Annotated in this window: 28 protein-coding genes; 3 read left to right on the forward strand and 25 right to left on the reverse strand. The window is 45.8% G+C overall.

The features are described from left to right. Window positions 1-194: 194 nt before the first annotated feature. The 7 genes from J4613_RS18835 to prgH are packed head-to-tail and all read right to left on the reverse strand — an operon-like array spanning window position 195 to window position 4,376. A complete protein-coding gene (locus J4613_RS18835; protein WP_000612179.1) occupies window positions 195-647 on the reverse strand; it encodes a type III secretion system effector protein OrgC in 453 nt (150 codons plus the stop codon). Continuing rightward, entirely contained in the window at window positions 644-1,324 is a 681-nt protein-coding gene (gene orgB / locus J4613_RS18840) for a type III secretion system linker protein OrgB (RefSeq protein WP_000916654.1), read from the reverse strand. The genes J4613_RS18835 and orgB overlap by 4 nt, the downstream gene beginning before the upstream one ends. Beyond that, complete coding sequence (orgA, locus tag J4613_RS18845; protein WP_001574876.1) at window positions 1,281-1,880, reverse strand: oxygen-regulated invasion protein OrgA; 600 nt, start codon at window positions 1,878-1,880, stop codon at window positions 1,281-1,283. Before orgA ends, orgB begins: the two co-directional genes overlap by 44 nt. Beyond that, the gene (gene prgK, locus J4613_RS18850; RefSeq protein WP_000621238.1) at window positions 1,852-2,610 is read right to left on the reverse strand and encodes a type III secretion system inner membrane ring lipoprotein PrgK; all 759 of its coding nucleotides are present in this window, start codon (window positions 2,608-2,610) and stop codon (window positions 1,852-1,854) included. Before prgK ends, orgA begins: the two co-directional genes overlap by 29 nt. Continuing rightward, window positions 2,607-2,912 carry a type III secretion system inner rod protein PrgJ gene (prgJ, locus tag J4613_RS18855; RefSeq protein ID WP_000020431.1) on the reverse strand — a complete coding sequence of 102 codons (306 nt, stop codon included), beginning with the start codon at window positions 2,910-2,912 and terminating at the stop codon, window positions 2,607-2,609. Before prgJ ends, prgK begins: the two co-directional genes overlap by 4 nt. 18 nt (window positions 2,913-2,930) lie before the next feature. After that, entirely contained in the window at window positions 2,931-3,173 is a 243-nt protein-coding gene (prgI, locus tag J4613_RS18860; RefSeq protein ID WP_080087150.1) for a type III secretion system needle filament protein PrgI, read from the reverse strand. A gap of 24 nt (window positions 3,174-3,197) precedes the next feature. Continuing rightward, window positions 3,198-4,376, reverse strand: a complete 1,179-nt coding sequence (gene prgH, locus J4613_RS18865; RefSeq protein ID WP_000450196.1) for a type III secretion system inner membrane ring protein PrgH — start codon at window positions 4,374-4,376, stop codon at window positions 3,198-3,200. A 315-nt stretch (window positions 4,377-4,691) separates the two neighbouring features. On the opposite strand from prgH, the gene hilD reads away from it, so the two are divergent. The 3 genes from hilD (at window position 4,692) to iagB (ending at window position 8,873) form a co-directional block, all read left to right on the forward strand. Further along, window positions 4,692-5,621 carry a transcriptional regulator HilD gene (hilD, locus tag J4613_RS18870; RefSeq protein ID WP_000432700.1) on the forward strand — a complete coding sequence of 310 codons (930 nt, stop codon included), beginning with the start codon at window positions 4,692-4,694 and terminating at the stop codon, window positions 5,619-5,621. 1,090 nt (window positions 5,622-6,711) lie between these two features. Further along, entirely contained in the window at window positions 6,712-8,373 is a 1,662-nt protein-coding gene (gene hilA / locus J4613_RS18875) for a transcriptional regulator HilA (RefSeq protein WP_001120085.1), read from the forward strand. 17 nt (window positions 8,374-8,390) lie between these two features. Continuing rightward, window positions 8,391-8,873: an SPI-1 type III secretion system invasion protein IagB gene (iagB, locus tag J4613_RS18880; RefSeq protein WP_000558928.1), complete on the forward strand. Its 483-nt coding sequence runs from the start codon at window positions 8,391-8,393 to the stop codon at window positions 8,871-8,873. A 53-nt stretch (window positions 8,874-8,926) separates the two neighbouring features. On the opposite strand, the gene sptP is transcribed toward iagB, so the two are convergent. The 18 genes from sptP to spaK form a co-directional block, all read right to left on the reverse strand. Further along, on the reverse strand, window positions 8,927-10,558 hold the full coding sequence (sptP, locus tag J4613_RS18885) for an SPI-1 type III secretion system effector GTPase-activating protein SptP (protein WP_001748716.1): 1,632 nt from the start codon (window positions 10,556-10,558) through the stop codon (window positions 8,927-8,929). Continuing rightward, window positions 10,545-10,937, reverse strand: coding sequence for a chaperone SicP (sicP, locus tag J4613_RS18890; protein WP_001748715.1), 393 nt, complete (start codon window positions 10,935-10,937; stop codon window positions 10,545-10,547). The genes sptP and sicP overlap by 14 nt, the downstream gene beginning before the upstream one ends. Before the next feature lie 26 nt (window positions 10,938-10,963). Next, complete coding sequence (locus J4613_RS18895; RefSeq protein ID WP_000692249.1) at window positions 10,964-11,224, reverse strand: hypothetical protein; 261 nt, start codon at window positions 11,222-11,224, stop codon at window positions 10,964-10,966. Window positions 11,225-11,267: 43 nt separating this feature from the next. Then, the gene (locus J4613_RS18900; RefSeq protein WP_001055579.1) at window positions 11,268-11,516 is read right to left on the reverse strand and encodes an acyl carrier protein; all 249 of its coding nucleotides are present in this window, start codon (window positions 11,514-11,516) and stop codon (window positions 11,268-11,270) included. An 18-nt stretch (window positions 11,517-11,534) separates the two neighbouring features. Next, window positions 11,535-13,592 carry an SPI-1 type III secretion system effector SipA gene (gene sipA, locus J4613_RS18905; protein ID WP_001748714.1) on the reverse strand — a complete coding sequence of 686 codons (2,058 nt, stop codon included), beginning with the start codon at window positions 13,590-13,592 and terminating at the stop codon, window positions 11,535-11,537. Between the two features lie 18 nt (window positions 13,593-13,610). Beyond that, entirely contained in the window at window positions 13,611-14,642 is a 1,032-nt protein-coding gene (gene sipD, locus J4613_RS18910; RefSeq protein WP_000932249.1) for an SPI-1 type III secretion system needle tip complex protein SipD, read from the reverse strand. Window positions 14,643-14,712: 70 nt separating this feature from the next. Beyond that, on the reverse strand, window positions 14,713-15,942 hold the full coding sequence (gene sipC / locus J4613_RS18915; RefSeq protein ID WP_000909019.1) for an SPI-1 type III secretion system needle tip complex protein SipC: 1,230 nt from the start codon (window positions 15,940-15,942) through the stop codon (window positions 14,713-14,715). Between the two features lie 27 nt (window positions 15,943-15,969). Further along, window positions 15,970-17,751: an SPI-1 type III secretion system needle tip complex protein SipB gene (gene sipB, locus J4613_RS18920; RefSeq protein WP_000245788.1), complete on the reverse strand. Its 1,782-nt coding sequence runs from the start codon at window positions 17,749-17,751 to the stop codon at window positions 15,970-15,972. A gap of 2 nt (window positions 17,752-17,753) precedes the next feature. Next, window positions 17,754-18,251, reverse strand: a complete 498-nt coding sequence (sicA, locus tag J4613_RS18925) for a SycD/LcrH family type III secretion system chaperone SicA (RefSeq protein WP_000386309.1) — start codon at window positions 18,249-18,251, stop codon at window positions 17,754-17,756. Window positions 18,252-18,388: 137 nt separating this feature from the next. Next, a complete protein-coding gene (spaS, locus tag J4613_RS18930; RefSeq protein WP_000097719.1) occupies window positions 18,389-19,459 on the reverse strand; it encodes an SPI-1 type III secretion system export apparatus protein SpaS in 1,071 nt (356 codons plus the stop codon). Next, the gene (gene spaR, locus J4613_RS18935) at window positions 19,446-20,237 is read right to left on the reverse strand and encodes an SPI-1 type III secretion system export apparatus protein SpaR (protein ID WP_000498965.1); all 792 of its coding nucleotides are present in this window, start codon (window positions 20,235-20,237) and stop codon (window positions 19,446-19,448) included. Before spaR ends, spaS begins: the two co-directional genes overlap by 14 nt. 3 nt (window positions 20,238-20,240) lie before the next feature. Next, window positions 20,241-20,501, reverse strand: a complete 261-nt coding sequence (gene spaQ, locus J4613_RS18940; protein WP_000342503.1) for an SPI-1 type III secretion system export apparatus protein SpaQ — start codon at window positions 20,499-20,501, stop codon at window positions 20,241-20,243. 25 nt (window positions 20,502-20,526) lie between these two features. Further along, the gene (spaP, locus tag J4613_RS18945; protein ID WP_000526016.1) at window positions 20,527-21,201 is read right to left on the reverse strand and encodes an SPI-1 type III secretion system export apparatus protein SpaP; all 675 of its coding nucleotides are present in this window, start codon (window positions 21,199-21,201) and stop codon (window positions 20,527-20,529) included. Further along, on the reverse strand, window positions 21,191-22,102 hold the full coding sequence (spaO, locus tag J4613_RS18950) for an SPI-1 type III secretion system protein SpaO (RefSeq protein ID WP_000058739.1): 912 nt from the start codon (window positions 22,100-22,102) through the stop codon (window positions 21,191-21,193). Before spaO ends, spaP begins: the two co-directional genes overlap by 11 nt. Next, entirely contained in the window at window positions 22,102-23,112 is a 1,011-nt protein-coding gene (spaN, locus tag J4613_RS18955) for an SPI-1 type III secretion system protein SpaN (protein WP_000503085.1), read from the reverse strand. The genes spaO and spaN overlap by 1 nt, the downstream gene beginning before the upstream one ends. Next, the gene (gene spaM / locus J4613_RS18960) at window positions 23,112-23,555 is read right to left on the reverse strand and encodes an SPI-1 type III secretion system protein SpaM (protein ID WP_001520714.1); all 444 of its coding nucleotides are present in this window, start codon (window positions 23,553-23,555) and stop codon (window positions 23,112-23,114) included. The genes spaN and spaM overlap by 1 nt, the downstream gene beginning before the upstream one ends. Further along, a complete protein-coding gene (gene invC / locus J4613_RS18965) occupies window positions 23,533-24,828 on the reverse strand; it encodes a SctN family type III secretion system ATPase InvC (protein WP_000856766.1) in 1,296 nt (431 codons plus the stop codon). The genes spaM and invC overlap by 23 nt, the downstream gene beginning before the upstream one ends. Then, window positions 24,825-25,232 carry an SPI-1 type III secretion system chaperone SpaK gene (spaK, locus tag J4613_RS18970; RefSeq protein ID WP_001164066.1) on the reverse strand — a complete coding sequence of 136 codons (408 nt, stop codon included), beginning with the start codon at window positions 25,230-25,232 and terminating at the stop codon, window positions 24,825-24,827. Before spaK ends, invC begins: the two co-directional genes overlap by 4 nt. Window positions 25,233-25,242: the final 10 nt, after the last annotated feature.

Raw genomic sequence — 25,242 nt, forward strand, 5'->3', positions numbered from 1 at the left:
CCCTTACAAACTTTATGCACAATTTTGTAATGAAAGCTTACAATATTAATATAATCATTTCAGAATAAAACGGCTGGCAGACATCTTAATAATCCATATACATCAATAAGATAGACACACTGGCATGGTGCATTTTCTGCATTATTTGCTGATATATACACCATACCTTATCACAAATCGCCAGCAATGGGGGTTCACCAGTCAATTGCCTCTTTGTTTTCCCCGCCCGATAAAATAATCTCCTGCATCCAGGAGGTCATTTGTGACTGTGCATTCATTGTACCAACTAATACCCCGTTTAAAGCCTCATATAAATGGGTGCCCGGTTCAACTTTTGCTAACATGTTTTGTAGCATAGCCGTTTGCTGCTCAAAAGAAACAAAAGCCGAATCACCACTGTTAGGATCTTTGAAGGCATTCATCTCTTGATAAATGCTATCTTTAAGCGTTTCAGAAGAGGCTGACTCAGGAAGCGCCAAAAGTCGTTGGTAGAATGCATCATAAAGATCAACGTCGCCGCCATTGCTTAAAGGCGCGCTATCCACATTATTCAGCATAGCGGCCCTGGCACTCAACGAAACCACACCCGTCGCTTCAGTATCTGCTGTCGGGACCAAATAAGAAGTCGGAATCGTACCCGGTATCACCTTATAACCTCCGCTTGCGTTTTTGTCTTCCATTCATCAATAAGTGCGTTAATGGCGTTATCAGAAATTGTCCGGCAGTCTTGTGGAAGTTCATCAAGATGATGCTTAATGACGCCTACTGCCGTTTCAACAAATTGTTCAGGTGAAAATTCTGCGATCTGATCGCCGCAACTCATGATAAAGCGCTGTTCCTGATGATATTTAAGATTAAAAGTGCCTGGCCAGTTCTCCATAAGCAACACCATCAGTTTTTGGTGATCTTTTTTCGCATTAACTGGCAGTGTTAAAAAAAGTTGCCCCTCAGGCTTATCGAAATCCCTTAGCCACTCATCCAGGACGGTTAAAAGCGTTTCGGGATGGTCGACCGCAGCTGAAAATAACTCGCGGGCATAAATCTGTATTTTTTCCATCCACTTCCAGGCCATTGTCTGATTATCAGTAAGATAAGCGGCGACCTGCTGTAACGCGTCTATCATTCCCTGCTCGTAACCTTCCTGATAGGCGTACATCCGCAAGGTCTTTGCCTCTTCTTCCGCCTCTCGCAAAATACGCTTAGCCCGTTGATGCGCCTGCTGTTCTAATCTTTCAATAGAGAAATAACGTTCCAGCGTTTTACGCTTTATCAGTATCCCCTCAACAGGCGAAAGCGGGGACGGTATTGGGATATTTTTGAGCATATTGTAAGGCCAGTAGCAAAATTGACATTTCTACAGCATCCTGCTTCAATGCCTCCTCAATAAATGGAGGAAAAAGCAAAGGAAAACGCTGTGCTAAAGATTCAGGTAAAAATTCATTTAGGGCATTTAACTGTGCATACCCGACGCTAAGTAAAAACCGGTGATTCGGCGCCTTATTGCAGACAGATAAACTTGTTCCCTGATGCATTGCCAAAAATGCTTGCGCCCAATCCGGCAGGCCAAGCAAGGCTCCCTGCCTTGCCAGATCGGCTCTCAGTTTATGGCAACCGAGTAAATACGCTACTTGCGGCAGTCGGCGCCACTGACGCAGCCACAGCTGCGTCAGTGAGTTTTGAATACACTCCTTTTCTCCGTTCTTAAGCCGCCATGCCGCCAGTATTAACTCATTTGCCGCCGCCCTGGCGGCGGGTCTGACAATCATTTCCGGCGCTATCTGCAACCGCTGAGGATGGATATACGATAACGGATCAAAAATGATTCTTTGCCAGATAATGGGTAATGGCTGCCTATTCATTTGACGATTTCGCCTTATCATCAGCCGTTATGCCTTTCTTATTGCGGGCATAATGGTTTTTGTAATACCAGACGCCAAAGCCTGCTGACATCACGGATAACAAAATAATCAACACAATCCAACTGGTTGCAAAAGAATTACGTTTTACTGGTGTGCCGGGAGCCTGTAATTGGGCATCAGAACGTTCTGACAACACAACAGAAATGTTGTCATAATCCACATCGGCAAAACTATTCTTTAAGAAACGCTTGATATCGCTGATCTGATGCGCAAGCGGCGAACCTCGTTCATATACGGCTAATGCCGACAGATGAACAGGTTTTGGCGGGCGGCCATTTTCACCAGCATCAATATCATAACTAATATGGACCCTGGCGGAGAGCACGCCCTCCATCGTCTGTAATGACTGTTCCAGTCGCTGTTCAATAGCCGAATATAACCTGGCCTTTTCAGCTCGCGGAGACGATACCAGCGAATCCGCCGGGAACATCTGCGCTATTTCCACCCGTGGCCGGGGAGGAAGCTGATAAGTTTTAATCCAGTACACCGCAGCGGTAAAATCAGGCTCAGCAACGGTAATGCTATAGCCCAATTTTCCGCTATCAATTTTATTCGCCTCTATATTGTGCATTTGCAGAACGGCAATGACCTCATTAGCCTGTTCCTGGTCCAGTCCTTTTAAAAGATCCTTATCTTTACAGCCGGCAAGGGTCATTACCAGCAGAAAAGTATATAGATATCGACGAATCATGAGCGTAATAGCGTTTCAACAGCCCCGACTCCTTTACGAGTAAGGGTACTGACCATAGAAACATACAGGTTATAATCTGAAATCATCTCTTGCGAAATAGCCAGCTCTTTAGGATCCGTCACCAGATTAGGGTCCTCAATCCTGTTGGTAATCGTCTGTTTATCCACAGCCGTGGCAATCGCCGAACCAGAAAAAGCCTGGAGTAGCCGGTCATCCAGCGAGACAATGTCCGTTTCCATAGACCTGATATTGACCGCCTGCCCTATAACGGCATTCTCAGGGACAATAGTTGCAATCGACATAATCCACCTTATAACTGATTAACGGAAGTTCTGAATAATGGCAGCATCAATATCCTTAAAGACTTTTACCGTGTTCGATTGCGCGTTACGGTACAAGTTATATTCCGAGAGCTTACTCTGATACGCCGCCAGTAGCGCCGGATCGGAGGGTTTTGCTGCTAATTTATCCAGCGCCTCTGTTACCTGCGTTTGTAGATTATCAACGCCCGTATCAAATTTTGCTGAGACGCCATCCAGATAGCCTGACCAAGGTGTTGCCATAATGACTTCCTTATTTGCGTTAAATTAAAGTGGGCTTGGGAAATACCAATGGCCTGGGCTCATTTTGATATAACCTTCCGCCCCGTACTGAAATGAGCGCCCCTTGAGCCAGTCATCTTTTAATTCGATCGCAAACTGCACATAGCGTCCTCCCCATGTGCGGTAATAGCTATCGACAAATTGACGGGCTCTGAGTATTTCTACATCATCGAGCGCCCCCTGAATAACAAACGTTACGCCCCCCTTATGATTCCTGCGGGAATAAGGTAACGCCTGCTGTTTTAGCCCCGCTTCCGCCTGGCCTGCTGCGGTAACATCGTCCATCAACGTGATGTTAACCGAATCCGCGTAAGGCATTAGCGCTCTCAGCTTTTGACTTAACACCTCGAGCTCTTTCTTGCTCATCGTGTTTCGCTGGCGGCTTAGCCAGAAAACGGGTTTACGCGGCTCATCGAAATGAAGCCGATAATAAGCAAGCTGCGGATAATAGGTATCCAGCCAGGTAGAGATACGCTTATTTTCTTCGTTTTCGTTAATCACTCGCGCATTTTTATCATAATCGCCCCTCGCTAAAACCTGACGAGCCCACAGCGTATCTCTTTCATTTTGCGCAGCGACATAGAGCATTTTGTCCCGTCCTGGCAACACCTGAAAACGCTCCTTCTCCTGCCCCAATAACGAATCGAGCTCTGCGGCCTGCCGCTGCGGCGAGTTAAGTATCCATAACGTCCCCACAGTCCCAATTCCCAATATAAAAAACCCGGCCAGTGCGGCTACAATTCCGTTTTTAAAACGCGGCTCGTTCTTTTTTGCAGACGTTTCTAACTTCTCAGGCTGCTCGGGCACCCACGGCTCGCTTTCCGGGCGAATCAGGATAAGCAATTCACCGACCTGTATTGGCGTATTTAATTGCACCGAACGAGATTCAGAATTTCCTTCTTTCAGCTCATGGAGTATAATTTCGGTCGCATCCGTATCCACCTGGATTTCAAAATTTACTCCGCCATGGTCCAGCGGGATAAAAAAGCTATCGGCAGGTATATCAGGGAGTTGACCTGAAGCAGTGAGCGCATCACTCTGACCTACCACAAAGAGTGTTCGGCCTGTCAGCAATGGAAACTCACAGCCGTTCAGTGAGCTGTTAAGTAATCGAACTATGTATGGCCCTGGGCTTGTTATCGTCTTCTCTTTTGATGTTTCCATATATACTGTTAGCGATGTCTGTCGTTCTCGATAGCAGCAGATTACCGCACAGGACACAGGGATTCCTGATGAAAATAGAATGAAAAGTGAGAAATAAAATCAATTTATTCTGTATAATGCGTCTCAACACATATTAAAAGAACCATCATCCCCATTGGGGCTTAAACTACTGTAGATAAATTACCCAAATTTGGGTTCTTTTGGTGTAACAATCAGACCATTGCCAACACACGCTAATAAAGAGCATTTACAACTCAGATTTTTTCAGTAGGATACCAGTAAGGAACATTAAAATAACATCAACAAAGGGATAATATGGAAAATGTAACCTTTGTAAGTAATAGTCATCAGCGTCCTGCCGCAGATAACTTACAGAAATTAAAATCACTTTTGACAAATACCCGGCAGCAAATTAAAAGTCAGACTCAGCAGGTTACCATCAAAAATCTTTATGTAAGCAGTTTCACTTTAGTTTGCTTTCGGAGCGGTAAACTGACGATTAGCAATAATCACGATACGATTTACTGTGACGAACCTGGGATGTTGGTGCTCAAAAAAGAGCAGGTAGTTAACGTGACGCTTGAAGAGGTCAATGGCCACATGGATTTCGATATACTCGAGATACCGACGCAACGACTTGGCGCTCTCTATGCACTTATCCCAAACGAGCAGCAAACCAAAATGGCGGTACCCACAGAGAAAGCGCAGAAAATCATCTATACGCCTGACTTTCCTGCCAGAAGAGAGGTATTTGAACATCTGAAAACGGCGTTCTCCTGTACGAAGGATACAAGCAAAGGTTGCAGTAACTGTAACAACAAGAGTTGTATTGAAAATGAAGAGTTAATTCCTTATTTTCTGCTGTTCCTGCTTACTGCTTTTCTCCGACTCCCGGAGAGTTATGAGATCATCCTTAGCTCGGCTCAGATAACGTTAAAGGAGCGCGTTTACAACATTATATCTTCGTCACCCAGTAGACAGTGGAAGCTTACGGATGTTGCCGATCATATATTTATGAGTACGTCAACGCTCAAACGGAAACTTGCAGAAGAAGGTACCAGCTTTAGCGACATCTACTTATCGGCAAGAATGAATCAGGCAGCAAAACTTTTACGCATAGGCAACCATAATGTTAATGCTGTAGCATTAAAATGTGGTTATGATAGCACGTCCTACTTCATTCAATGTTTCAAAAAATATTTTAAAACTACGCCATCGACATTCATAAAAATGGCGAACCATTAACATTTTTTGTATCTGCCACTCAAGTAAAGATTTTTATTAAAATTGTAATAATTTAAAATTCAGACTGCGCATTAACACGCTCTATCAGGATGGGAGGCTATTCAATATCATTGTTCTGTCCGGAAGACAGCTTATACTGATATCTCTGGTAATTTAAAGTAAGGCTGATTATATAACACGATTTTTGTGAACTTGTCATCGCTATGATGACTGGTAAAACGATATTGCCTTATTCACAGCGTAAGAATTCGTCCAGATGACACTATCTCCTTCCGGCTTTAACCCTGTGGATTAAGGCCGGCATTTTATTCATATTTATACATCATCCGTTCCCTCTGAGAACTATTTGCCTGAACGGTCTATACCGAAACAGTCACGCTTGTTAGCTTTCTGCCAGGCATACCTCCTCTCTTCCTCCTGATATCGATATAATGCCTGGGGCCAGCCTGAGGATGATACTGCTCATAAACCCCCTGCCTTTTTGACGCTATAGCTGAAGGGAGTAAAGAAAAGACGATATCATTATTTTGCAAAAAAATATAAAAATAAGCGCACCATTATAAACAGTCTTTCATTTATATTTTGGAACCTAAGACAAATTACACTCTTAAACTTTCAACGAATGGTCATTTAGTGGAAATCTTCGAGAAAAATGGTTCTGATGGTGTAATTATCAGACCATTAACCATGAAGATATAATAAGCAGCATTTACACCCAAAAAAAATGCAGTAAGATAGCTACAAAACTAATCTCTATTGCAATGAGGCCAAGTTAAATATGTAAATATTTAGATGCCCGGCGCTGACTCTCTCTGCACCAGGATATACGGCAGCGTCCATTCGATAATCACAGTTAGTTATAACAATATTATTACCAACATGTCAGTTATTTAAAGCACAGGCATAAGCTAAATAATCAAATGTTAAAAACATATAAACCCGAGCCCGTAGAATATGACATTAAGCTCATAATAAAAGCTCAACCTGACCGTTAGTACTAACAGCAGAATTACTGAAACAGTAGATTCTATCCTAACGACTTGTATTAGTTATTATAACTTTTCACCCTGTAAGAGAATACACTATTATCATGCCACATTTTAATCCTGTTCCTGTATCGAATAAAAAATTCGTCTTTGATGATTTCATACTCAACATGGACGGCTCCCTGCTACGCTCAGAAAAGAAAGTCAATATTCCGCCAAAAGAATATGCCGTTCTGGTCATCCTGCTCGAAGCCGCCGGCGAGATTGTGAGTAAAAACACCTTACTGGACCAGGTATGGGGCGACGCGGAAGTTAACGAAGAATCTCTTACCCGCTGTATTTATGCCTTACGACGTATTCTGTCGGAAGATAAAGAGCATCGTTACATTGAAACACTGTACGGACAGGGCTATCGGTTTAATCGTCCGGTCGTAGTGGTGTCTCCGCCAGCGCCGCAACCTACGACTCATACATTGGCGATACTTCCTTTTCAGATGCAGGATCAGGTTCAATCCGAGAGTCTGCATTACTCTATCGTGAAGGGATTATCGCAGTATGCGCCCTTTGGCCTGAGCGTGCTGCCGGTGACCATTACGAAGAACTGCCGCAGTGTTAAGGATATTCTTGAGCTCATGGATCAATTACGCCCCGATTATTATATCTCCGGGCAGATGATACCCGATGGTAATGATAATATTGTACAGATTGAGATAGTTCGGGTTAAAGGTTATCACCTGCTGCACCAGGAAAGCATTAAGTTGATAGAACACCAACCCGCTTCTCTCTTGCAAAACAAAATTGCGAATCTTTTGCTCAGATGTATTCCCGGACTTCGCTGGGACACAAAGCAGATTAGCGAGCTAAATTCGATTGACAGTACTATGGTTTACTTACGCGGTAAGCATGAGTTAAATCAATACACCCCCTATAGCTTACAGCAAGCGCTTAAATTGCTGACTCAATGCGTTAACATGTCGCCAAACAGCATTGCGCCTTACTGTGCGCTGGCAGAATGCTACCTCAGCATGGCGCAAATGGGGATTTTTGATAAACAAAACGCTATGATCAAAGCTAAAGAACATGCGATTAAGGCGACAGAGCTGGACCACAATAATCCACAAGCTTTAGGATTACTGGGGCTAATTAATACGATTCACTCAGAATACATCGTCGGGAGTTTGCTATTCAAACAAGCTAACTTACTTTCGCCCATTTCTGCAGATATTAAATATTATTATGGCTGGAATCTTTTCATGGCTGGTCAGTTGGAGGAGGCCTTACAAACGATTAACGAGTGTTTAAAATTGGACCCAACGCGCGCAGCCGCAGGGATCACTAAGCTGTGGATTACCTATTATCATACCGGTATTGATGATGCTATACGTTTAGGCGATGAATTACGCTCACAACACCTGCAGGATAATCCAATATTATTAAGTATGCAGGTTATGTTTCTTTCGCTTAAAGGTAAACATGAACTGGCACGAAAATTAACTAAAGAAATATCCACGCAGGAAATAACAGGACTTATTGCTGTTAATCTTCTTTACGCTGAATATTGTCAGAATAGTGAGCGTGCCTTACCGACGATAAGAGAATTTCTGGAAAGTGAACAGCGTATAGATAATAATCCGGGATTATTACCGTTAGTGCTGGTTGCCCACGGCGAAGCTATTGCCGAGAAAATGTGGAATAAATTTAAAAACGAAGACAATATTTGGTTCAAAAGATGGAAACAGGATCCCCGCTTGATTAAATTACGGTAAAATCTGAGAGAGGAGATATGCATTATTTTTTTATCATCGTAATCTGGTTGCTTAGCATAAATACGGCATGGGCTGATTGCTGGCTTCAGGCTGAAAAAATGTTCAATATTGAATCCGAACTACTTTACGCTATCGCCCAGCAGGAATCGGCGATGAAACCTGGCGCCATTGGTCATAACCGAGATGGTTCAACCGATCTTGGCCTGATGCAAATTAACAGCTTCCATATGAAAAGGCTGAAAAAAATGGGGATTAGTGAAAAACAGTTGTTACAGGACCCCTGCATTTCTGTCATTGTGGGCGCCTCCATTTTATCAGATATGATGAAAATCTACGGTTATAGCTGGGAGGCCGTTGGCGCTTATAATGCCGGGACGTCGCCGAAACGATCGGATATAAGGAAACGTTATGCTAAAAAAATTTGGGAGAATTACAGAAAATTAAAAGGAATGTCAGCAGAAGAGAAAAACAAAAGACTTTCTATCGCGGCAAACAAATAATTATACAGAAATAGCTTACTTTCAGATAGTTCTAAAAGTAAGCTATGTTTTTATCAGCTTGCCGTCGTCATAAGCAACTGGGCTTGCATTGCTTTTAGTTGTACAAACTGTGAGGCGTCTTCCAGCATTCTATTGTTCCGTGAATCCCGGAAATCTGCACGTACCTGCTCCAGATTACTATGAGGATTATCCTTAAGTACAAGGGCCGCCGCCATCGTTCCGGTTCTCCCCACTCCGCCCAGACAATGAATCATCGGTAAATGCTTATCTGATGAACTACGCCCCGGCGCGCCATTTTGGTTACTATTTTTCACCCTATCCGCCAGGTATTCTAACTGATCCGTAGACGGTAACGGCTGGTGATCTGGCCAATTTTTCACATGCAATACCGGGATTGTATACCGCTTTTCCCCGCAGGACAGTTGCATATTGTATTGGTCTATCGCTTCTCCCTGACTGGCTGAGCTCACTTTTTGGCTGTTGGTATGCACCTCGCCAAAGGTGTAGCTCCCTCTGAAATAGGGTGGTAATTGTTTTGCCTGCATCTGATCTTCCGACGTTAACACCACCAGGCACGAGCATTCTTTTTCAAGAAGCATTTTCATATGCGCTTCCAGCGCATCCGGCGTATTTTTTGGGTACGAACCGGCTAATGCCACAGGCTTACCGTCAAAAGTTAACGTATTCACTGGCACAGGCATTCCATCGCTCAGTTTCACCTGGGTTTGCTGATTAATTGGAATGCTGCTGACCGCAAATCGTGCCAGGCCCAGTGTCGGTCCGCTCATCGTCTGTGGCATTGGCGCGCCGGCTTCTATTTTCTCAAGTTCAGCTGTAACATTTTTCAGTTCTTTAGCAATAACGTGAATTTTTTTTACAGCCTGGGTTAATTCATGAGTAGAGGCTTTATCAACCCACCTCTCAACCTCTCCTCCACAGGTTCCCCATTGTGAGAACCGGGCTACACCGACCTGAATATTTGTTAACGTTGTAACATAATCATTAAGTTGTTTAGCCTCTGGAATTTTATTTAAATTCTGTAAATTCGTCATTAATGAACGCAGCGGGCCGTTACCTGAAGCCATCTCCTGGAAGTTTTCTCGCAGGCTATTTCCATCCATTTGTTCCAGTTGCGGTAATGTTCTTTTAAGTCCCTTTAGCGCGATATCGAGTAAAGGTTGCTTACTTTCTGCTCCAACATCGTTATTTTTTTCTGCCACTTTTGTATCGCCGCCTTTTATGACTAAAGCGGCATTCCTGACACCAACATTATCCTTGCTCTTAATAAGGTTTATAAACCCTTCGTCAGCAGCTTTTACACACTCCGTGATCTGCACTGCTAAACGTTGGGTAAGGGGTTTGTTCATATTTATACGGGACATTAACAGTGCGTCATTAACCGCTGTTTCCCCATATTTTTCCGTTAGTGCATGGAGAAATGTCTGTAAAATCTTTTGGTCCTGTACTCTGATATTTTCCGTATGTTTTTGCACCACTTCAGTGTTTTTAAATAACGGCATTTTTCCAAGCCAGGTTAATACTTTTGACGAAAATTTTTCAGGCGCAACATATGCCTTATCAGTATTTTCCTTAGCAATATAAAGTCGGGCATCATTCGACACACTAACTTTTGAAAACGAAGACAACGTTAAATTATTCAATTTTCTCTCCTCATACTTTAGCATATTCCTGCAGTATGTTTTTGAGCGCTTCCTGCTGATTCACAAATGACTCAAGCTGCGATATAATATGGTAAGTATTTGTCAGATCGGTAATTGCATGTATAAACAACAACGTCTCTGCGGCATCAATATACGCTAACGTACCTTCATTATTCGCAGCCAGTTCACCATTAATCACCATAATCTGCCGCCAGATAGAATCGCCACAAAAAGGCGATAACGGTATAATCATGCCGTTCAATAACCAGATATCATCTTTAGCTTCAATAGACGTAAAAATATCGCTATCGAGTAGTAATAAGCACTGATTGTTGTCGTCAAAAGTGAGCGGTAAACCCAATTTCTCACCAATATTAGCGATAATATCCTGGTGTGCTTGCAATTTACTTTCCTCTTTAATTATATCTTTTATAAGATTGCTTCTTCAAATTTAATCTGGTTACATGATGTTTTGATGCATTTTCGCGCCCATCGCCGGGCGCAATATTTCTCTCCTTTAATCCAGTAGAATAACCATTCACTACGCATCGGAACACATATCAGCAGTTCCTTCGGATCATTTTCAACATGACGTAACTTGCCTTTAATAACAAAACGCGGACTGTCAGCAATATCATCATATATTGCAGCCATACCTGAACCGGGTACTACATGTGTGATGATTTTCATAACAATTAATCTTGTTCAATTGTTGTCGAGCGAGAGAAAAATACTACACCCTGGACTCAAGACTTTTTTTAACAACACGGCATATATCCGCAAAGGTCGTCATATCAGGAAGATCGTTTTCATTACAACTAATGTCAAACTCCTCACTAAGACCAAATACAATATCAATTAAATCCAATGAGTCAGCGTAAAGATCCTCAACCAGATGGGTCTGACCATTGATACTATCAACATCAACGGCAATACAGGAGGTGATCACTTTTTTGACTCTTGCTTCAATATCCATATTCATCGCATCTTTCCCGGTTAATTAACGCTGCATGTGCAAGCCATCAACGGTAGTAATAACCCGATCCACACCAGGTTTATTCAGGTATGACTCGTAAGCCGGGCCAGCTCGCCAGCTACCGTCTCCGATAAGGCCGTCCAGCACATTACTTAACACATAGTCAGTTTCCCCTTTTTGCCTGGTCAACCCCGCCTCTCTGGCAAACTGCAGTGCAATCTCAGCCAGTTTTTCTTTTTGTGGATGATGAGTAATGACCTCTTTGAGAGTCTCCATTTTCGCTTTCAATTCTGGGTGCTTGTCAATATCGCTACATTGCGCTTTCAACGCTGCACTCTTTATCGTGTCATTGGGTAATATTTCCGCACGCAAGCCGTCAAACGCTCTGCGTACAGGGAACGGTGTGGAGGTATCTGGCTCCAGGGCTTTACGTATCACACCCAAAAACGTCTCACGGGCGTCGAAATGCATTGAATGCATATTCGTAACGCTCGGTACTGTTGAGAGGAAACTATTTTGCTTAAACTTCAAACCAGAAAATGGGCCAGTCTTATCTGTCTGGCTATTATCATTATCGGTCGTACCGGCTTTATTACCTGTAATTACCGTCGAGTCTGATTGTAAGGTATCGATTTTAACATTCTCGACGCCAGCCAGTTGACTGGCAAGCGGCTTCACATTCACAATCTCTGCCGTCTGGCTTTGCTGTTTATTATCATCAACGCCGTGCACCGTGGCCTGTACCGGCTTGCCGATAATGCTCTTGCTGGTTACGCCATCGACTTCATCAAAAGAGGGTGTTTCACCCGTAGTGCCTTTTTCTGACGTGACCACCTTTCCATTTTTACTTTCGGATGAAGCGTTGGTCACAGCCTCTGCCGTCGCATGAGCCGTGACGTCAATTTTACCCGCGATGCCATGGTCAATTGCCCCTGTGCTGGCGCTGTGTGCCGTCTCCGTTTGATGCGTAGTCGAATCCACACGCGAATGACTATGACTTACGTTGCTGCTGTTAGTCGAATGGTGTGACTCGCCATTGCGTTGGCTGTTATCAATAAATGTTCGGCTATTATCAATCGTCTTCCGGCTATTATCATGGTTGCTATTATCGATATGGCGCTGGCTATTATCGACATGGCTTCGGCTATTGTTAATATGCTTACTGTTATCCACGCTATGGTTACTGCTATCAATATTAATATTGATATTAATACCCGTAGGTTCTGCTTTTTTCCCACCATCAGGTACTGGTCCAGCCGCAGGCTCCGGAATTTTAGGGTCAGGCAGTTTATCTGCAGGAATTTGTGCAAAAACATTACGTAGCAGCAGGGGTATCAACGTTTGCATTTCAAGGTGCCGGGCTTCCCGTCCTACGCTGGTACCCTGCTCTTGCGTTAATTTTTGGTGGCACATATCAAGCGCCTCAACCGCCTTCGCCGCCGCTTTGTCAACAAGGTGCGTAAGATTGCTGCGGGTTAACGGATCTAACGTACAGCCAAAGTTATGTTCAATGCAGCTGGCAATATAGGGCATCACCTCCTGCATAACAAGATTCGTCGATAATTTACTTAATTCACCACCAGTGTTATTTTTGATAATATCTAACAGCTGCTTTTCCAGGTTTTCCAGCTTCGCTTCCGCTTTCTTTGTTTCTGGCAGCCATGGCCCAAAAGCTGACTTTTCTTTCAGGCCATCTTTTATGATTTGCGCGGTATACTCTGCCCCCACCTTCATCAGTAGCGTCTTCGCCTCAGGAGAATCACTGGTGGCGTTGAGCGCTGAACGAAAGAGCCCGGCAAACTCCATTATCGCTTTCTTACCGGCGACATTATTTGAATTGGTAAAAACTTCTTTTAACGCCTCAGCGTCTTTCCCGCATTTAAACAATGCATCCAGACTCGCCTGTTTGATCAGCGCGGGAAAATCTTCCAGTTGCGGGCCTTTAATTTCCCCTGACAGCGTCGTTGTGGCACTTTCTCTGACTGCGGAAAGATTCGCCGCAAGATTCGTGGCCTGCGTTTTGATCTCGGTCTGCATACCTGGCATTATGACGGGGGGCTGAGTCCTTACACTTGTAACCATTATTAATATCCTCTTCTGTTATCCTTGCAGGAAGCTTTTGGCGGTTTCCAGGCTGCTACTTATCGTACTGCTCAGCACTTTTACCAGGTTGTCGTACAATGAATTGGCATTGCTATATTTTTGCGTCAGCGTCTGTAATGTGGTTTTCATATTTTCTTCCTGCGCTTTAAAACCCGACTGCCAGGCTTGATATTTGGCGTTATCCATTTCGAGTTTTGAGTCTTTTCCCGGCGCGCCTAAACCATCAATATCCTGAACCATTTTTTGTAATGGCGTCAGATCAACGGTGACGACATAACCGGATCCATAAGATTTCAGGCAGCTATTCGGTAAATTCAATTCACTGAGCCACTGTCTCGCTTCCGCTTCAGTGGCTACTTTAACGCCGCTGCCTGACTGCGCTGGAAATAAAACGGTATTACTGTTTATTTGATTATATTTATTGACTAAACTGTTTAAATCATTTTTGAGTGAGGTAACATCTAGCTTAACGGTATTACCGTCCTTACCTGGTAATAACCAGCCTCCCATTTTGGAAAGAATATCACTGAAGGCCTGATAAAAATCGGTATAGACTGCGACAACGTTTTCATAAACGCCCAGATAGCTGTCACCTATCGCCGATATATTTTGGGAAACCATATCCCAAATCTCAGCATCAGAAATGGTTGTTCTCGGCTGCGCCATAGGCGAAGCGCTAAATAAGGCCGACGTCGGCGCAGAAAACGCGCTCCGCAGGTTCTCATTTTGTTCTGCGGATAATGACACGCCAGACTTCGCCAGCGCATTCAGGCTGCTGGTCAACTGTTGGCGCGCCAGCGTGCGCTCGTCATTATTCTCTTCAGAGATCGGTGGCGTTGACTGCAGCGTCTGCTGTGCCTGCTGGATTTTAGTAGCCGCCTGCGATAATGAAATGATATCTGTACCGCGATGTTCTGTGGTAGACGGTACCACGGCAGTCTCGACGTGCTCGCTCGCCGAGGGAGTCTGCGGCCGTTCGGCAACGATCCCCGGATGAGGAGAAGCGGAATAATTTTGAATATTAAGCATAATATCCCCAGTTCGCCATCAGGAGCGCGATTAAATCACACCCATGATGGCGTATAGATGACCTTTCAGATTAAGCGCGAATATTGCCTGCGATAGCAGCAAGTGCGGATGCTTTCGACTGGTTAATGCTCTCCATTGTTTTCAGCATTTCCTGAATCAGGCTGGTCGATTTACGTGAACTTTCACGGGCTTCGTCCGATGCGGTGCTGGCAACACGGTTATTCACCTGGCTAATTTGCTGCTCGGAACGTTCCTGAGTAGCGGCGTACTGCCCGGACGCCCCTGCAATACCACCGACCGTGACCGAGTTCTTCATAATCAGATCGCCCGTCATCTGCATCTTGCGCGCATCAATTCGGGTCATATCCATGGTATTCTGCTCAAGACGAATATCGGATTCGACAGACTCAAGACGTTTCGACAGAATAGCCTGATGTTCAGGGGAGATTTGTTTATTACTGTCTTTAATACCCAGACTTTCCGTGGCGCTGGTTCCGGCATTAGATTTAAGCGTCGCATCATTAAGATTTTTCGTCGCATCGGTACCGGTTTTCTTCATATTTAACGATTTCAGAGAATCGACGCCTTCAGCACCGAGTTTGACGCTATTCTGCCCGTTCAGCACGTTTTTAATACTGTGGCTTTCAGTGGTCAGTTTATCGATCTTCGCGGCATTATGTTTAAGCGCGCCTCTTTCATTCTGCAGCCCCTTATATTCCAGTTTGGCGCCCACGCCAGTGATCCCCAACTGAAGCGCGCTCTGGGAAATACTACCGGACAACGCATTCATCCCTTCGCGCATCATGGAGCTTGCTGTCGTTTTAGCTGCATCAAAACTGACTAATGACAACTTACCAGACAGTTTGCTATCAGCCTGGTTCAACGTCAGCATTAACGTATTCGCGGCAGCCAACAGCGCAACGGCACTGGAAGACATTCCGCTAATATCAAAAAACTTTCCGACTTCTGCCTGCTGCTCGCGTAACTGGGTTTGCACAACCTCATTCGCTTTAGTCGTGACATTATTTGCCAGAGCATTCAAATCCTGATTCATGTCGGTATTTTGAATACTGGCTTTTAAAAAGGACGTGATCGTTCCGGGGGTTTGCGTTAATACCCCTGGCGCAGGCGCGCTCAGTGTAGGACTCAACCCCAGGTCACTGACTTTACTGCTGCTAATACCAATACTATTCAGAATATCTTTAGCGCTAACGGATTGCGAAGCTGTCTGTGAACTATTCTCAACAGAATGATTATTTAAATAAGCGGCGGGATTTATTCCCACATTACTAATTAACATATTTTTCTCCCTTTATTTTGGCAGTTTTTATGCGCGACTCTGGCGCAGAATAAAACGCGAAGCATCCGCATTTTGCTGTACCGCAGAAGACATGGCTTTTTGCAGTTCCGCCGTTACCTTCTGGTTTTCACCAAATATTTCTACGGATTGTTTAAGCCACTGCTGAATCTGATCCATGGCAAAACGGGCGAGCATAAAATCAGCAAGCGCCTCGCTGGCATTTTTAATAAATACGCCCTCGGCAACACCACCGGCTGACTGGGCTGCGGTATTCGTGACTTCCATGCCCAACGCCACTTTATTTAGGGTATTACCTACCAGCTCTTTACTTAAGGCATTCGTTTGCAGGCCCATCTTGCTACCCACATTACCCAGGCCGCTAGTAATACGTTGCATCCCCTGGGTAAAGAGTTTGCTGCCGTTTTGCGCCAACTGTTTCAGCACGTTAGGCACCAACTTCTTAATCGTTTCGCCCATCATTTTGCTCAGCGCGTTACCCAGTTTCGCCGCCGCGCCTTTCCCGACAACTGCGACCACCACAATGACCGCTACCATCGCAATAGCGGCAACAATCGCACCAACAATGCTGCCTGCCATCTCTGCCGTTTTCTTATCGACGCCTAATCCTTCCAGCGCTTTGGTAATCGCCTTGCCAATCAGCTCCATTAATGGCTTCAGCACATGCTCCATAATCGGGTTTAGCGCCTGCTGAATAAACGACACCCCCGTCGCCGCCTTCACAATTTCATCGGCCACCATTACCGCAAGTCCCACCGCAGCCAGCGCCAGACTCGCCCCACCGGTAAAAACAGCTGCCACAACGCTGACAATGGTTAGCAGCGCGCCGAGGACTTTCCCGATACATCCCATAATGCGGTTCGTTTCCTCGGCTTTGCGCGTCTCTTCCTGGAATTCAGCCGATTTCTTTTCCATCTCCGCCTGACGCCCTTCCTGCAAGGCGTTGAAAAGCGCAAGATCGTTTTGCAGGCTTTCTTCCGTATTTTTGCCCACAATCTCAATAAACATGGCCATGAGCATAGTGAGGCGGGCGACATTAGACAGATTATCCTGCTCACCCTGGGAAACCTGATTCTGAGAGGCGGCATTAGCCGTTCCCTGGAATTTGGTCAGAATGTTATCCGCTTTCTCGGCTTTCGCTTTGGCGTCTGTGCCTGCTTTAACCGTCGCATCCGTGGCCTTATCTAAGGCCTCTTTCGCCTCTGTCGCTTCTTTTCCGGCCTGTTCTACCGCGGCTTCAGCTTGTGCATAGCCGGGGTCAGCCGGGTCCAGCGATTGCAATTTATTTTGCGCCTGCGTCAGTTTTTTGGTCGCAGCGTCATAAACACTCTTGGCGGTATCCGTCTTTTTGATACTGGCTTCATAGAGATCCGTCGCCTCCTGAGCCTCTCCCAGAGCCGTCTGGAATTCTTTCGATACCTGAATCCCCATCTCTTTTTGTGACTCAATCATCGCCTGCCATACCGCCAGACGAGACTCCAGTTGAGACAGCGAAACATCGCCCAGTAGGGTCATTAACTTGCCAAGCAGTAATGTCAATTGCCCTTCGCTGGAGAGTTTTTCCCGGGCGGCGTCCGTAGGCGGCTTTAGACCCACCGTATTAATAGCGCTCTCGCCGGACTTTGTTCCGGCTTTAAGGTCGCCCGCTTTCGTTGCCACCACATCTTTAAAAGCTTTATCCGCCGCTTTTAAAAAGTCCGTGTTCTTACGAACGCCTTCAAAAGCCGCCTCAGCGAGGCGCGGATTTTGGGTATATCCGCTACGGCTAATGCTACTTGCGTCATTTACCATAATTATTCCTTTTCTTGTTCACTGTGCTGCTCTGTCTCCGCCGTTTTTAGCGCCTCCAGATAGACCAACGCTTTTGCCCGCAGAGACTCATCTTCAGTACGTTCATTGACAAGTTCAAAACACTGTCTGGCTTTTGCCGCCTTACGCATTAATAATTGACACTGCCCGGTAAAAAAAACGGGGCGATAATCATTTTTAAGTAACGTAAACGCTACTGCATAAAGGTCACATGCTTTCTGAAATTGTTTTTTCAGTTGGCATACCGCCGCCAGTCCCATGGTGTAATCGGGGTTGTAAAAATCATAAATGCATAAGAAACGAAAGAATGTCTCAGCTTCATCCAGTCGTCCCTGGTTATAAAACTCATAAGCATGAGCATATAAACCGTCCATCATATCTTGAGGGATCCCGTGAACGTCTTTTAGCGTGGCGCCTTCACTAACGGCATCCCAAATCATTTCCGCAACACGTTCTTCGCTGACATTATTTTGATAATCCATTACTTACTCCTGTTATCTGTCACCGACTTTGTAGAACTTAACGACTGCGTTTATCTGATGCAGTTATTAAACCCCGACGGTGGTTAGTGAACATTCAAAAAACGCCCAATGAATACATCGCTACTGCTTTACGCGGCTCAATGCCGTACCTCGTTTTCTTGTGGCTGAATAACGTCTTTGCCCGCGTTTTCTACCTCTTCCAGCCAAACCAGAAGACGTAAAACTTCATCAATTTCTTCCAGACTCACCAGATCATAACGGCGATGGGTTTTGAAAAGACTGCGCGCCAGTTTGATATCGACGATCACAGGTACGCCAACCTTCTCCGCATAGGCGCGGACGGCCAGTGCGCGCTGATTCGTTTCATACACCGAGATCATCGGAATCGGCATCAATTCGGGTTTAAAATAAATCCCGATCGTAATATGCGTGGGGTTGGCAACAATCAGGCGTGAGTTTTCAATATCAGATTTCACCTGTTCAGACAGAATTTCCATATGAACTTCACGTCTTTTAGATTTAACCTCTGGGTTCCCTTCCTGCTCCTTCATTTCACGCTTCACTTCTTCTTTATCCATTTTCATATCTTTCATGGTCAGGAAATATTCCGCAATAGCATCCAATAATAAGACAATCAATGCGCAAGCAAGGCAAGTTAATACCAATGCGAGGAGAAGTTCACGCCAAATGACGGCAATACCTACAATATTGCCATTTAGCTGAGAAAAGATTTCAACCTTATATTTCTTCCAGCAAATGATGGCGGCCACCACAAAGGATGAGAGATACAGTAGGGTTTTGACCGTATCTTTAACCGTGCGCATACTAAAAAGTTTTTTTGCCCCTTCTACCGGGTTTAACGCCGATAAATTAGGCTTTAATGCTTCTGTCGCCAGCACAAAACCGGCCTGTAATAACGCCGGTAATGCGGAACACACTAAGCAGAGCAGCATAAATGGAATCAGATATTTTAACCCTATCCCAAAAACGGCCAAACTGTAGTCAGCCATGCTCTGATCAAAATTATCCGCAATAATGATCTTAATTATCCCCATAAACTCATTAAATGAGCCATACGACACCAGATAGGCAATTCCTCCCAGCGTCAGGCAGGCGATAATGAGATCTTTACTTTTAAATGACTGGCCTTTTTTAGCGGAGTCTTCCAGCCGTTTTTTAGTCGGTTTTTCTGTTTTATTCGAGGACATGCGTCGCCCCTCGCTCGTAAAACCAACTGCTTAACCCTGTGGCCTGGAAAGAGAGTCGCAGTACATTGTCCGGTAGTACCGGAGAGAAATAAAGCAGCATAATTAAAACGGCAATGCCGCTTTTTACCGTCAGTGAAATCGCAAAAGCGTTCATTTGCGGAGCAAAGCGCGACAATAAACCCAGGAATACTTCTGACAGCAACAGCACTAATACCACCGGGCTGGCCAGAACCAACGCGTTTTGAGCCACCTGATTAATAAACGTTAATAGCGGCGGTAATGAAGGCGTGCACTCGTTCATCGGATCGCATAGCTGATAGCTTTTATTTAACACGTCAACCATCGTGACCAGACCGCCGTTTTGTAAATAAACGACAGCGGCAAACATATTCAGGAAATTAGCCATTTCCGAGGTATCAATACCGTTTGCCGGATCGATACTGCTACTTAGCGTTGCCCCTCGCTGGTTATCGATAATACAACCCAGCGCATGCATAACCCAAAAAGGCCATGACAGCAGACAGCCCAGCATGACGCCTACCGCCGCTTCTTGCAGAACTAACGGGATCATCGCCACCGATAAAAACGGCGGCGCCTCGTTCAATGCATGCGGCCATACTCCCAATGCCACCAGGATGATAATGGCGTTTCTCGGCGCACCGCTTAATACCCCGCTATTCAAAAACGGCAGGAAGAAAAAAATCGGCGCCACGCGAGCAAACCCCAGTGCCGCAGACGCAACCAGGTGATGAATTTCAAAGTACAACGCGTAAAACATTTTTTACCCCTTAGCCAACGCCAGGAATATCACCTGACGCCCGTAAGAGAGTAAAACTTCGCCATACCAGCCAGACAGTAAAAACAAGCACAAACACACGCCAAGTAATTTAATGCCAAAAGGCAGCGTCTGTTCCTGTAATTGCGTTACCGTCTGGAATAACCCTACCAGGAGGCCGATAATCGTTGCGACAATCGTCGGCCATCCTGACAGGATCAAAACAAGATAGAGCGCCTTATTACCTGCAAACACTAAATCATCCATTTAACTATCCCGTCTCGTAATGATGTCATGTTGCAATGTCCATATACTGTAATATCAATCCCTTAGACAGTAAGGTCCAGCCATCAAGCGCGACAAAAAGCACCAGCTTAATAGGTGTAGATATCGTCACCGGACTCATCATCATCATCCCCAGCGCCAGTAGCACGCTGGATACCACCAGGTCGACGACAACAAAGGGCAAATAGAGATAAAAACCAATTTTAAACGCGCTTTTTATTTCGCTCAGCGCATAAGCAGGTAATAACGCAAATATTGATGGTTTTTCAATTTCATCTTTGTCACGCTTTACCGTCTCGGTCTCTTCTCCATACTGACGCTTCAGTTGCGCGTTTTCAAAAAACTGAACTAACTCGCGATCTGAATATTTGATCAGATAATCGCGATAACCATCCAGACCTTCATCAACGTGTTTACTTAATGACGAAATATCATTAAAGGTGACATCTTCGTCCTCAAAATAGACGTAGGCATCATGCATTATGGGCCACATAACAAACATAGAAAGCAGCAATGCGACGCCGTTAAGCGTCATATTTGAAGGTATCTGCTGCAATCCCAGGGCGTTACGCACCATGACAAATACAATAGAAAATTTAACGAAACAGGTTCCTGACGCAATAATAAATGGCAACAGGGTGGAAAATGCCAGTAAGGCAATTAATGAGATATCATTCCCCATTACCAGACTCGCTCAGCCATTCATGGATCTCAACGCCTAAGGTGTCATTCATCTGTACCAGTTCGCCATTACCCAGCAAAACACCATTCGCCATAATTTCAACGTTAAGTTCAGCATTGGTCGGCAGTGATAATAGCTGTTGCTGCCCCATGGCTTCGAGTTCGGCGAGGGTAACGTTCTTACGATACAAAACAAATTCCAGTTTGACGGGCAATTGGTTCAAGCCAGGCAGAGTTTCTGCAGTTTCAGTTGTATTATTTTCTTCTTCGATATGTTGAATATCTAACGTTTCCACAATAATTCCCCCTTCAACACGGTTGAAATGACCTAACTTTTTCGCGTAGCAATAAACTTCCGCACGGGAAGTACGAATCAGGAGTACATCTCCGATCCCGATTCGGCCCAGCAACGAACGCTGCGTATCACTGCTACCGATTACAAAGCGCAACGGCCAACGCAGCATTTTCGGCCTGCCGCCCCCGACTGCAGGCAGTTCAGGAAGATGCTCAAACCACAGGCCGCCCCGATCGCTCATAATGTGCAACAATTTCCCTTCCGGCAGCGCGCTTCCCGGTACGGGGTTCTCTACGCATAAACGCCGACAGGACAAATGCGGCACGGGCAACTCAAACGGTCGCTCTGTTGCAGCAAGCCAGGGAACGACCAGGTGCTCAGCGCCAGCAGAAACCGCCGCCCCAGCCAGAGCGGGAGAGACATGCTCAAGCCAGTCCCCAGGTTGAATCCACGCCGACCACCGTTTTTCTGCATCGCTCAACCGAACCCACATTCCCTGTCGCGTCGGATATTCCAGCGTCGCTTCCCGGCCATGGCGCTGGCATTCTGTCGCGGTTTGCGCCAATAGCCATTCGCGACGATCAATCTGTCTCACACGCAATGACATCAGGCGTCATCCTCCTCGCCAGATTGTTGTCTGTGCTGTTGCTGCTGCGGATTTTGTTGATCGTCTCGCGTCAGGTGCCAGCGCTGGGGATTACCGTTTTGCCATTGATCATGCAAACGATGTTCAACCTGCGTATTTGACGGTATTAACGAAAACTCCCCTGCTTGCCGCGCCTGAATATTGACGGAATAGTCATTTCCCCAGCGCTGAAAACGGTAAGTCAGCGAGCTATCCTCTCCTTTCACGCCATCGGCAGTGGGAAAAATAGTCATCATCGGCTTTGATTGCGCCGCTAAAGGCATTTTTTCATCGCCGCCGGTTAATTGGCTAAGATCGGCGATAGTGGTTGGTTGCAGCGGAAGCTGAGAAACATCTTTAACCTTTTTATGATCTTTATCTTCAGGCTTACCGGTATTGGCTGCGGCCATTCGGGCAGGTGCGACATCCCGCGCCAGCGGCGCGCCCTCTTTACGAACGCCTTCGCCCGCGATGGCTTTATTATCCCCAGGCAATGCCTTGATATTATCGTCAGAGATTCCCGTGGCGTTATCGGTTACTTCACTAACGGATTCCACAGCTTTTAAATCAGCAGATAATTTTTTACCGCTTACGCTTTCTAACGGCCTATTTTTAGGCGATAGCAACGCTGCGGATTTATCTACTTTGGCCTCCGCAGAGATCAAACCGACAGATTTTTCAGCAGTGACTTTCAACAGTTTTTCAGCAATCCTGAGTTCGCCTTTTCCGTTATGATGCAGACCAGAAACGTTGCCATTGTGATGTTCTGATTTCGCTGGCGCGCCATGTCGCCATGCCGCCAGTAATACCGGTAAAGCCGTTTCTTTATGCATTACGAAAGCATCGCCATAGTCGCGATCTTTTTTATCACCGGAATATTCTGTCTTATGTTTTTCCACTGCTTTTTTTAATGCTTCTGATAAACCGCCAACCTCATCCTGCTGCGGCAGTAAAATGTTCCCGGATGAACAGACAGCTGACACATCGCCCATTAAATTATCTCCTCTGACTCGGCCTCTTCCTGCTGTATCTCTCGCTGGATATAGAATCTTTTCTGACGGATTATCCAGCGTTGATAGTTCCCTTCTTTGCGCAACCAATATTTACTTTTTTTCTGAAACTCTTCCCTTTTCTTTTCCAGCTCGCTCCGTTTTTCCTGAATTTGTATAATCTGGAGTTCTAAATCTTTTATCTGCCGGCGAACAATAGACTGCTTACGTAATAACGTATAAATTTCCTCACGACTGAGCTGTCTGTTTTCTGCACGCAGCGTATCTAATAACAATTTCAGACCCGCTATTTGTTCAAGGATCGCCTCCTCCTCGGCCTGCAGCCCGCGGTCCTCATCCTGATAGCGAAGTAATATCGACTCACACTGTGAATGAAATACCGTACAGCGCCGCTGCAATACTTTAATTCTGGTCAGCGAATGCATTCATACCGCTCAACGTGTCATCAAAGGATGAATACTGCGCTACCGGCTGGCATAACCAGGCTTTCAGGCTATCCCGCATCTGCATCGCCCGATCGTTATCGATATTTTCGCCAGGACGATATTCTCCCAAGTCAATGAAAAGCTGGAGCTCTTCCAAACGCGTCATTAATTTACGCACGGCAGATGCCTGTTCAGCATGTGTCGGCGTCGTGACTTGTCCAAAAACGCGGCTTACGCTTTTCAGTACATCGATTGCCGGGTAATGTCCCTGCCCGGCCAGCTTTCTGCTCAGATACAGGTGACCGTCAAGGATAGAGCGAATTTCATCCGCCATCGGGTCCGCCTCTTCCTCGCTTTCCAGCAGTACCGTATAAAAGGCAGTAATGCTTCCCTCGCTGGTCGCCCCTGGGCGTTCCAGCAAGCGGGGCAAATTATCGAATACGGAGGCGGGATAACCTCGACGAGCCGGACGCTCTCCCGACGCCAGTGCCACGTCTCGCAAAGCACGCGCATAACGGGTCATGGAATCGATAAAAAGCACGACCCGTTTTCCCTGGTCGCGAAAATATTCCGCTACGGTTGTCGCCAGTTGCGCCGCATTGCAGCGATCGACCGAGGGGAAATCGGAAGTGGCAAAAACCAGCACGCATTTTTCTTTCTTATGCGAAGCGCGCAACATATCCACGAATTCAGTGACCTCACGGCCTCGTTCACCGATAAGACCGATAACAAAGACATCCGCCTCCGTTTGCTCGATCAGCATATGCATCAGCATGGTCTTACCGCATCCTGCGGAGGCAAAAATGCCCATTCGCTGGCCTACGCCACAGGTCAATAACCCGTCAATCGCGCGCACACCGGTAATCAGCGGTTCACGGACGCCAACGCGCGAAGCGTAAGACGGCGGTGCGACATCAATAACGCGTTCTTCGCTAATCGGCGCCACTTCAGGGGTAAAACGCTCAACGATTTTCCCCGTCGGATCCAACACCGCGCCTAATACCGAGTATCCCACCCACGCCGATAACGCACGTCCAGTGGGATAAAGCACGACATCGCGGCTCAGCCCCTGGGCGTTGCCGATAAGGCTCAGCACAGTGCGTTCCCGCTGTAAGCCAACCACCTGCGCACGTGCAACAACCTGTTTTTGGTGCCAGCCACGGCGTATTTCACACAGTTCGCCAATGGCTACATCGCGCAATTCCGCCTCAATAATTGGGCCGGTTATTTTTTGTGGGTAGGCCAGATATTGCAGTAAACGAGGTGTTTTCATCTCATTAGCGACCGACTAAAAACTTCCAGATAGTTGTAAAACCCATTCAAGGCAGTAGAGAACTTTTCACCGTCAGATAAAAAATCCGGATGCACTAAGGCTTTAAGCGTTAGCTCCCCATTCTGCTCCCCCAGTAGTAATTGCCCGCCGCGGGCAAAATGGCATCCTTCCATGATGGTCATTAAGATTTCATAAGCCCGCTGTTGTAATACCACCATGCTGTCAGCACCCAATTGCGCCCAGATCCATACATCATCGTCCTTGACGCTGATACAGATACTTGGCAATGCAAATAAATCCAGAACAATTGTTGAATGGCTATCTATTCCTCCGATGAGTGAAGGATCGCAACCACTTACTTCCAGTGCGGAACGAACTAATTCAGCGATATCCAAATGTTGCATAGATCTTTTC

It is taken from the genome of Salmonella sp. 32020114201800008SM (genome assembly GCF_017572025.1).
Classification (GTDB): Bacteria; Pseudomonadota; Gammaproteobacteria; order Enterobacterales; family Enterobacteriaceae; genus Salmonella; species Salmonella enterica.

Excerpts from the sequence above, each read along its gene's own strand:
- orgB (WP_000916654.1), bottom strand. The coding sequence starts at position 1,324 with ATGCTCAAAAATATCCCAATACCGTCCCCGCTTTCGCCTGTTGAGGGG.
- orgA (WP_001574876.1), bottom strand. The coding sequence starts at position 1,880 with ATGATAAGGCGAAATCGTCAAATGAATAGGCAGCCATTACCCATTATC.
- prgK (WP_000621238.1), bottom strand. The coding sequence starts at position 2,610 with ATGATTCGTCGATATCTATATACTTTTCTGCTGGTAATGACCCTTGCC.
- prgJ (WP_000020431.1), bottom strand. The coding sequence starts at position 2,912 with ATGTCGATTGCAACTATTGTCCCTGAGAATGCCGTTATAGGGCAGGCG.
- prgI (WP_080087150.1), bottom strand. The coding sequence starts at position 3,173 with ATGGCAACACCTTGGTCAGGCTATCTGGATGGCGTCTCAGCAAAATTT.
- prgH (WP_000450196.1), bottom strand. The coding sequence starts at position 4,376 with ATGGAAACATCAAAAGAGAAGACGATAACAAGCCCAGGGCCATACATA.
- hilD (WP_000432700.1), top strand. The coding sequence starts at position 4,692 with ATGGAAAATGTAACCTTTGTAAGTAATAGTCATCAGCGTCCTGCCGCA.
- hilA (WP_001120085.1), top strand. The coding sequence starts at position 6,712 with ATGCCACATTTTAATCCTGTTCCTGTATCGAATAAAAAATTCGTCTTT.
- iagB (WP_000558928.1), top strand. The coding sequence starts at position 8,391 with ATGCATTATTTTTTTATCATCGTAATCTGGTTGCTTAGCATAAATACG.
- sptP (WP_001748716.1), bottom strand. The coding sequence starts at position 10,558 with ATGCTAAAGTATGAGGAGAGAAAATTGAATAATTTAACGTTGTCTTCG.
- J4613_RS18895 (WP_000692249.1), bottom strand. The coding sequence starts at position 11,224 with ATGAAAATCATCACACATGTAGTACCCGGTTCAGGTATGGCTGCAATA.
- J4613_RS18900 (WP_001055579.1), bottom strand. The coding sequence starts at position 11,516 with ATGAATATGGATATTGAAGCAAGAGTCAAAAAAGTGATCACCTCCTGT.
- sipA (WP_001748714.1), bottom strand. The coding sequence starts at position 13,592 with ATGGTTACAAGTGTAAGGACTCAGCCCCCCGTCATAATGCCAGGTATG.
- sipD (WP_000932249.1), bottom strand. The coding sequence starts at position 14,642 with ATGCTTAATATTCAAAATTATTCCGCTTCTCCTCATCCGGGGATCGTT.
- sipC (WP_000909019.1), bottom strand. The coding sequence starts at position 15,942 with ATGTTAATTAGTAATGTGGGAATAAATCCCGCCGCTTATTTAAATAAT.
- sipB (WP_000245788.1), bottom strand. The coding sequence starts at position 17,751 with ATGGTAAATGACGCAAGTAGCATTAGCCGTAGCGGATATACCCAAAAT.
- sicA (WP_000386309.1), bottom strand. The coding sequence starts at position 18,251 with ATGGATTATCAAAATAATGTCAGCGAAGAACGTGTTGCGGAAATGATT.
- spaS (WP_000097719.1), bottom strand. The coding sequence starts at position 19,459 with ATGTCCTCGAATAAAACAGAAAAACCGACTAAAAAACGGCTGGAAGAC.
- spaR (WP_000498965.1), bottom strand. The coding sequence starts at position 20,237 with ATGTTTTACGCGTTGTACTTTGAAATTCATCACCTGGTTGCGTCTGCG.
- spaQ (WP_000342503.1), bottom strand. The coding sequence starts at position 20,501 with ATGGATGATTTAGTGTTTGCAGGTAATAAGGCGCTCTATCTTGTTTTG.
- spaP (WP_000526016.1), bottom strand. The coding sequence starts at position 21,201 with ATGGGGAATGATATCTCATTAATTGCCTTACTGGCATTTTCCACCCTG.
- spaO (WP_000058739.1), bottom strand. The coding sequence starts at position 22,102 with ATGTCATTGCGTGTGAGACAGATTGATCGTCGCGAATGGCTATTGGCG.
- spaN (WP_000503085.1), bottom strand. The coding sequence starts at position 23,112 with ATGGGCGATGTGTCAGCTGTCTGTTCATCCGGGAACATTTTACTGCCG.
- spaM (WP_001520714.1), bottom strand. The coding sequence starts at position 23,555 with ATGCATTCGCTGACCAGAATTAAAGTATTGCAGCGGCGCTGTACGGTA.
- invC (WP_000856766.1), bottom strand. The coding sequence starts at position 24,828 with ATGAAAACACCTCGTTTACTGCAATATCTGGCCTACCCACAAAAAATA.
- spaK (WP_001164066.1), bottom strand. The coding sequence starts at position 25,232 with ATGCAACATTTGGATATCGCTGAATTAGTTCGTTCCGCACTGGAAGTA.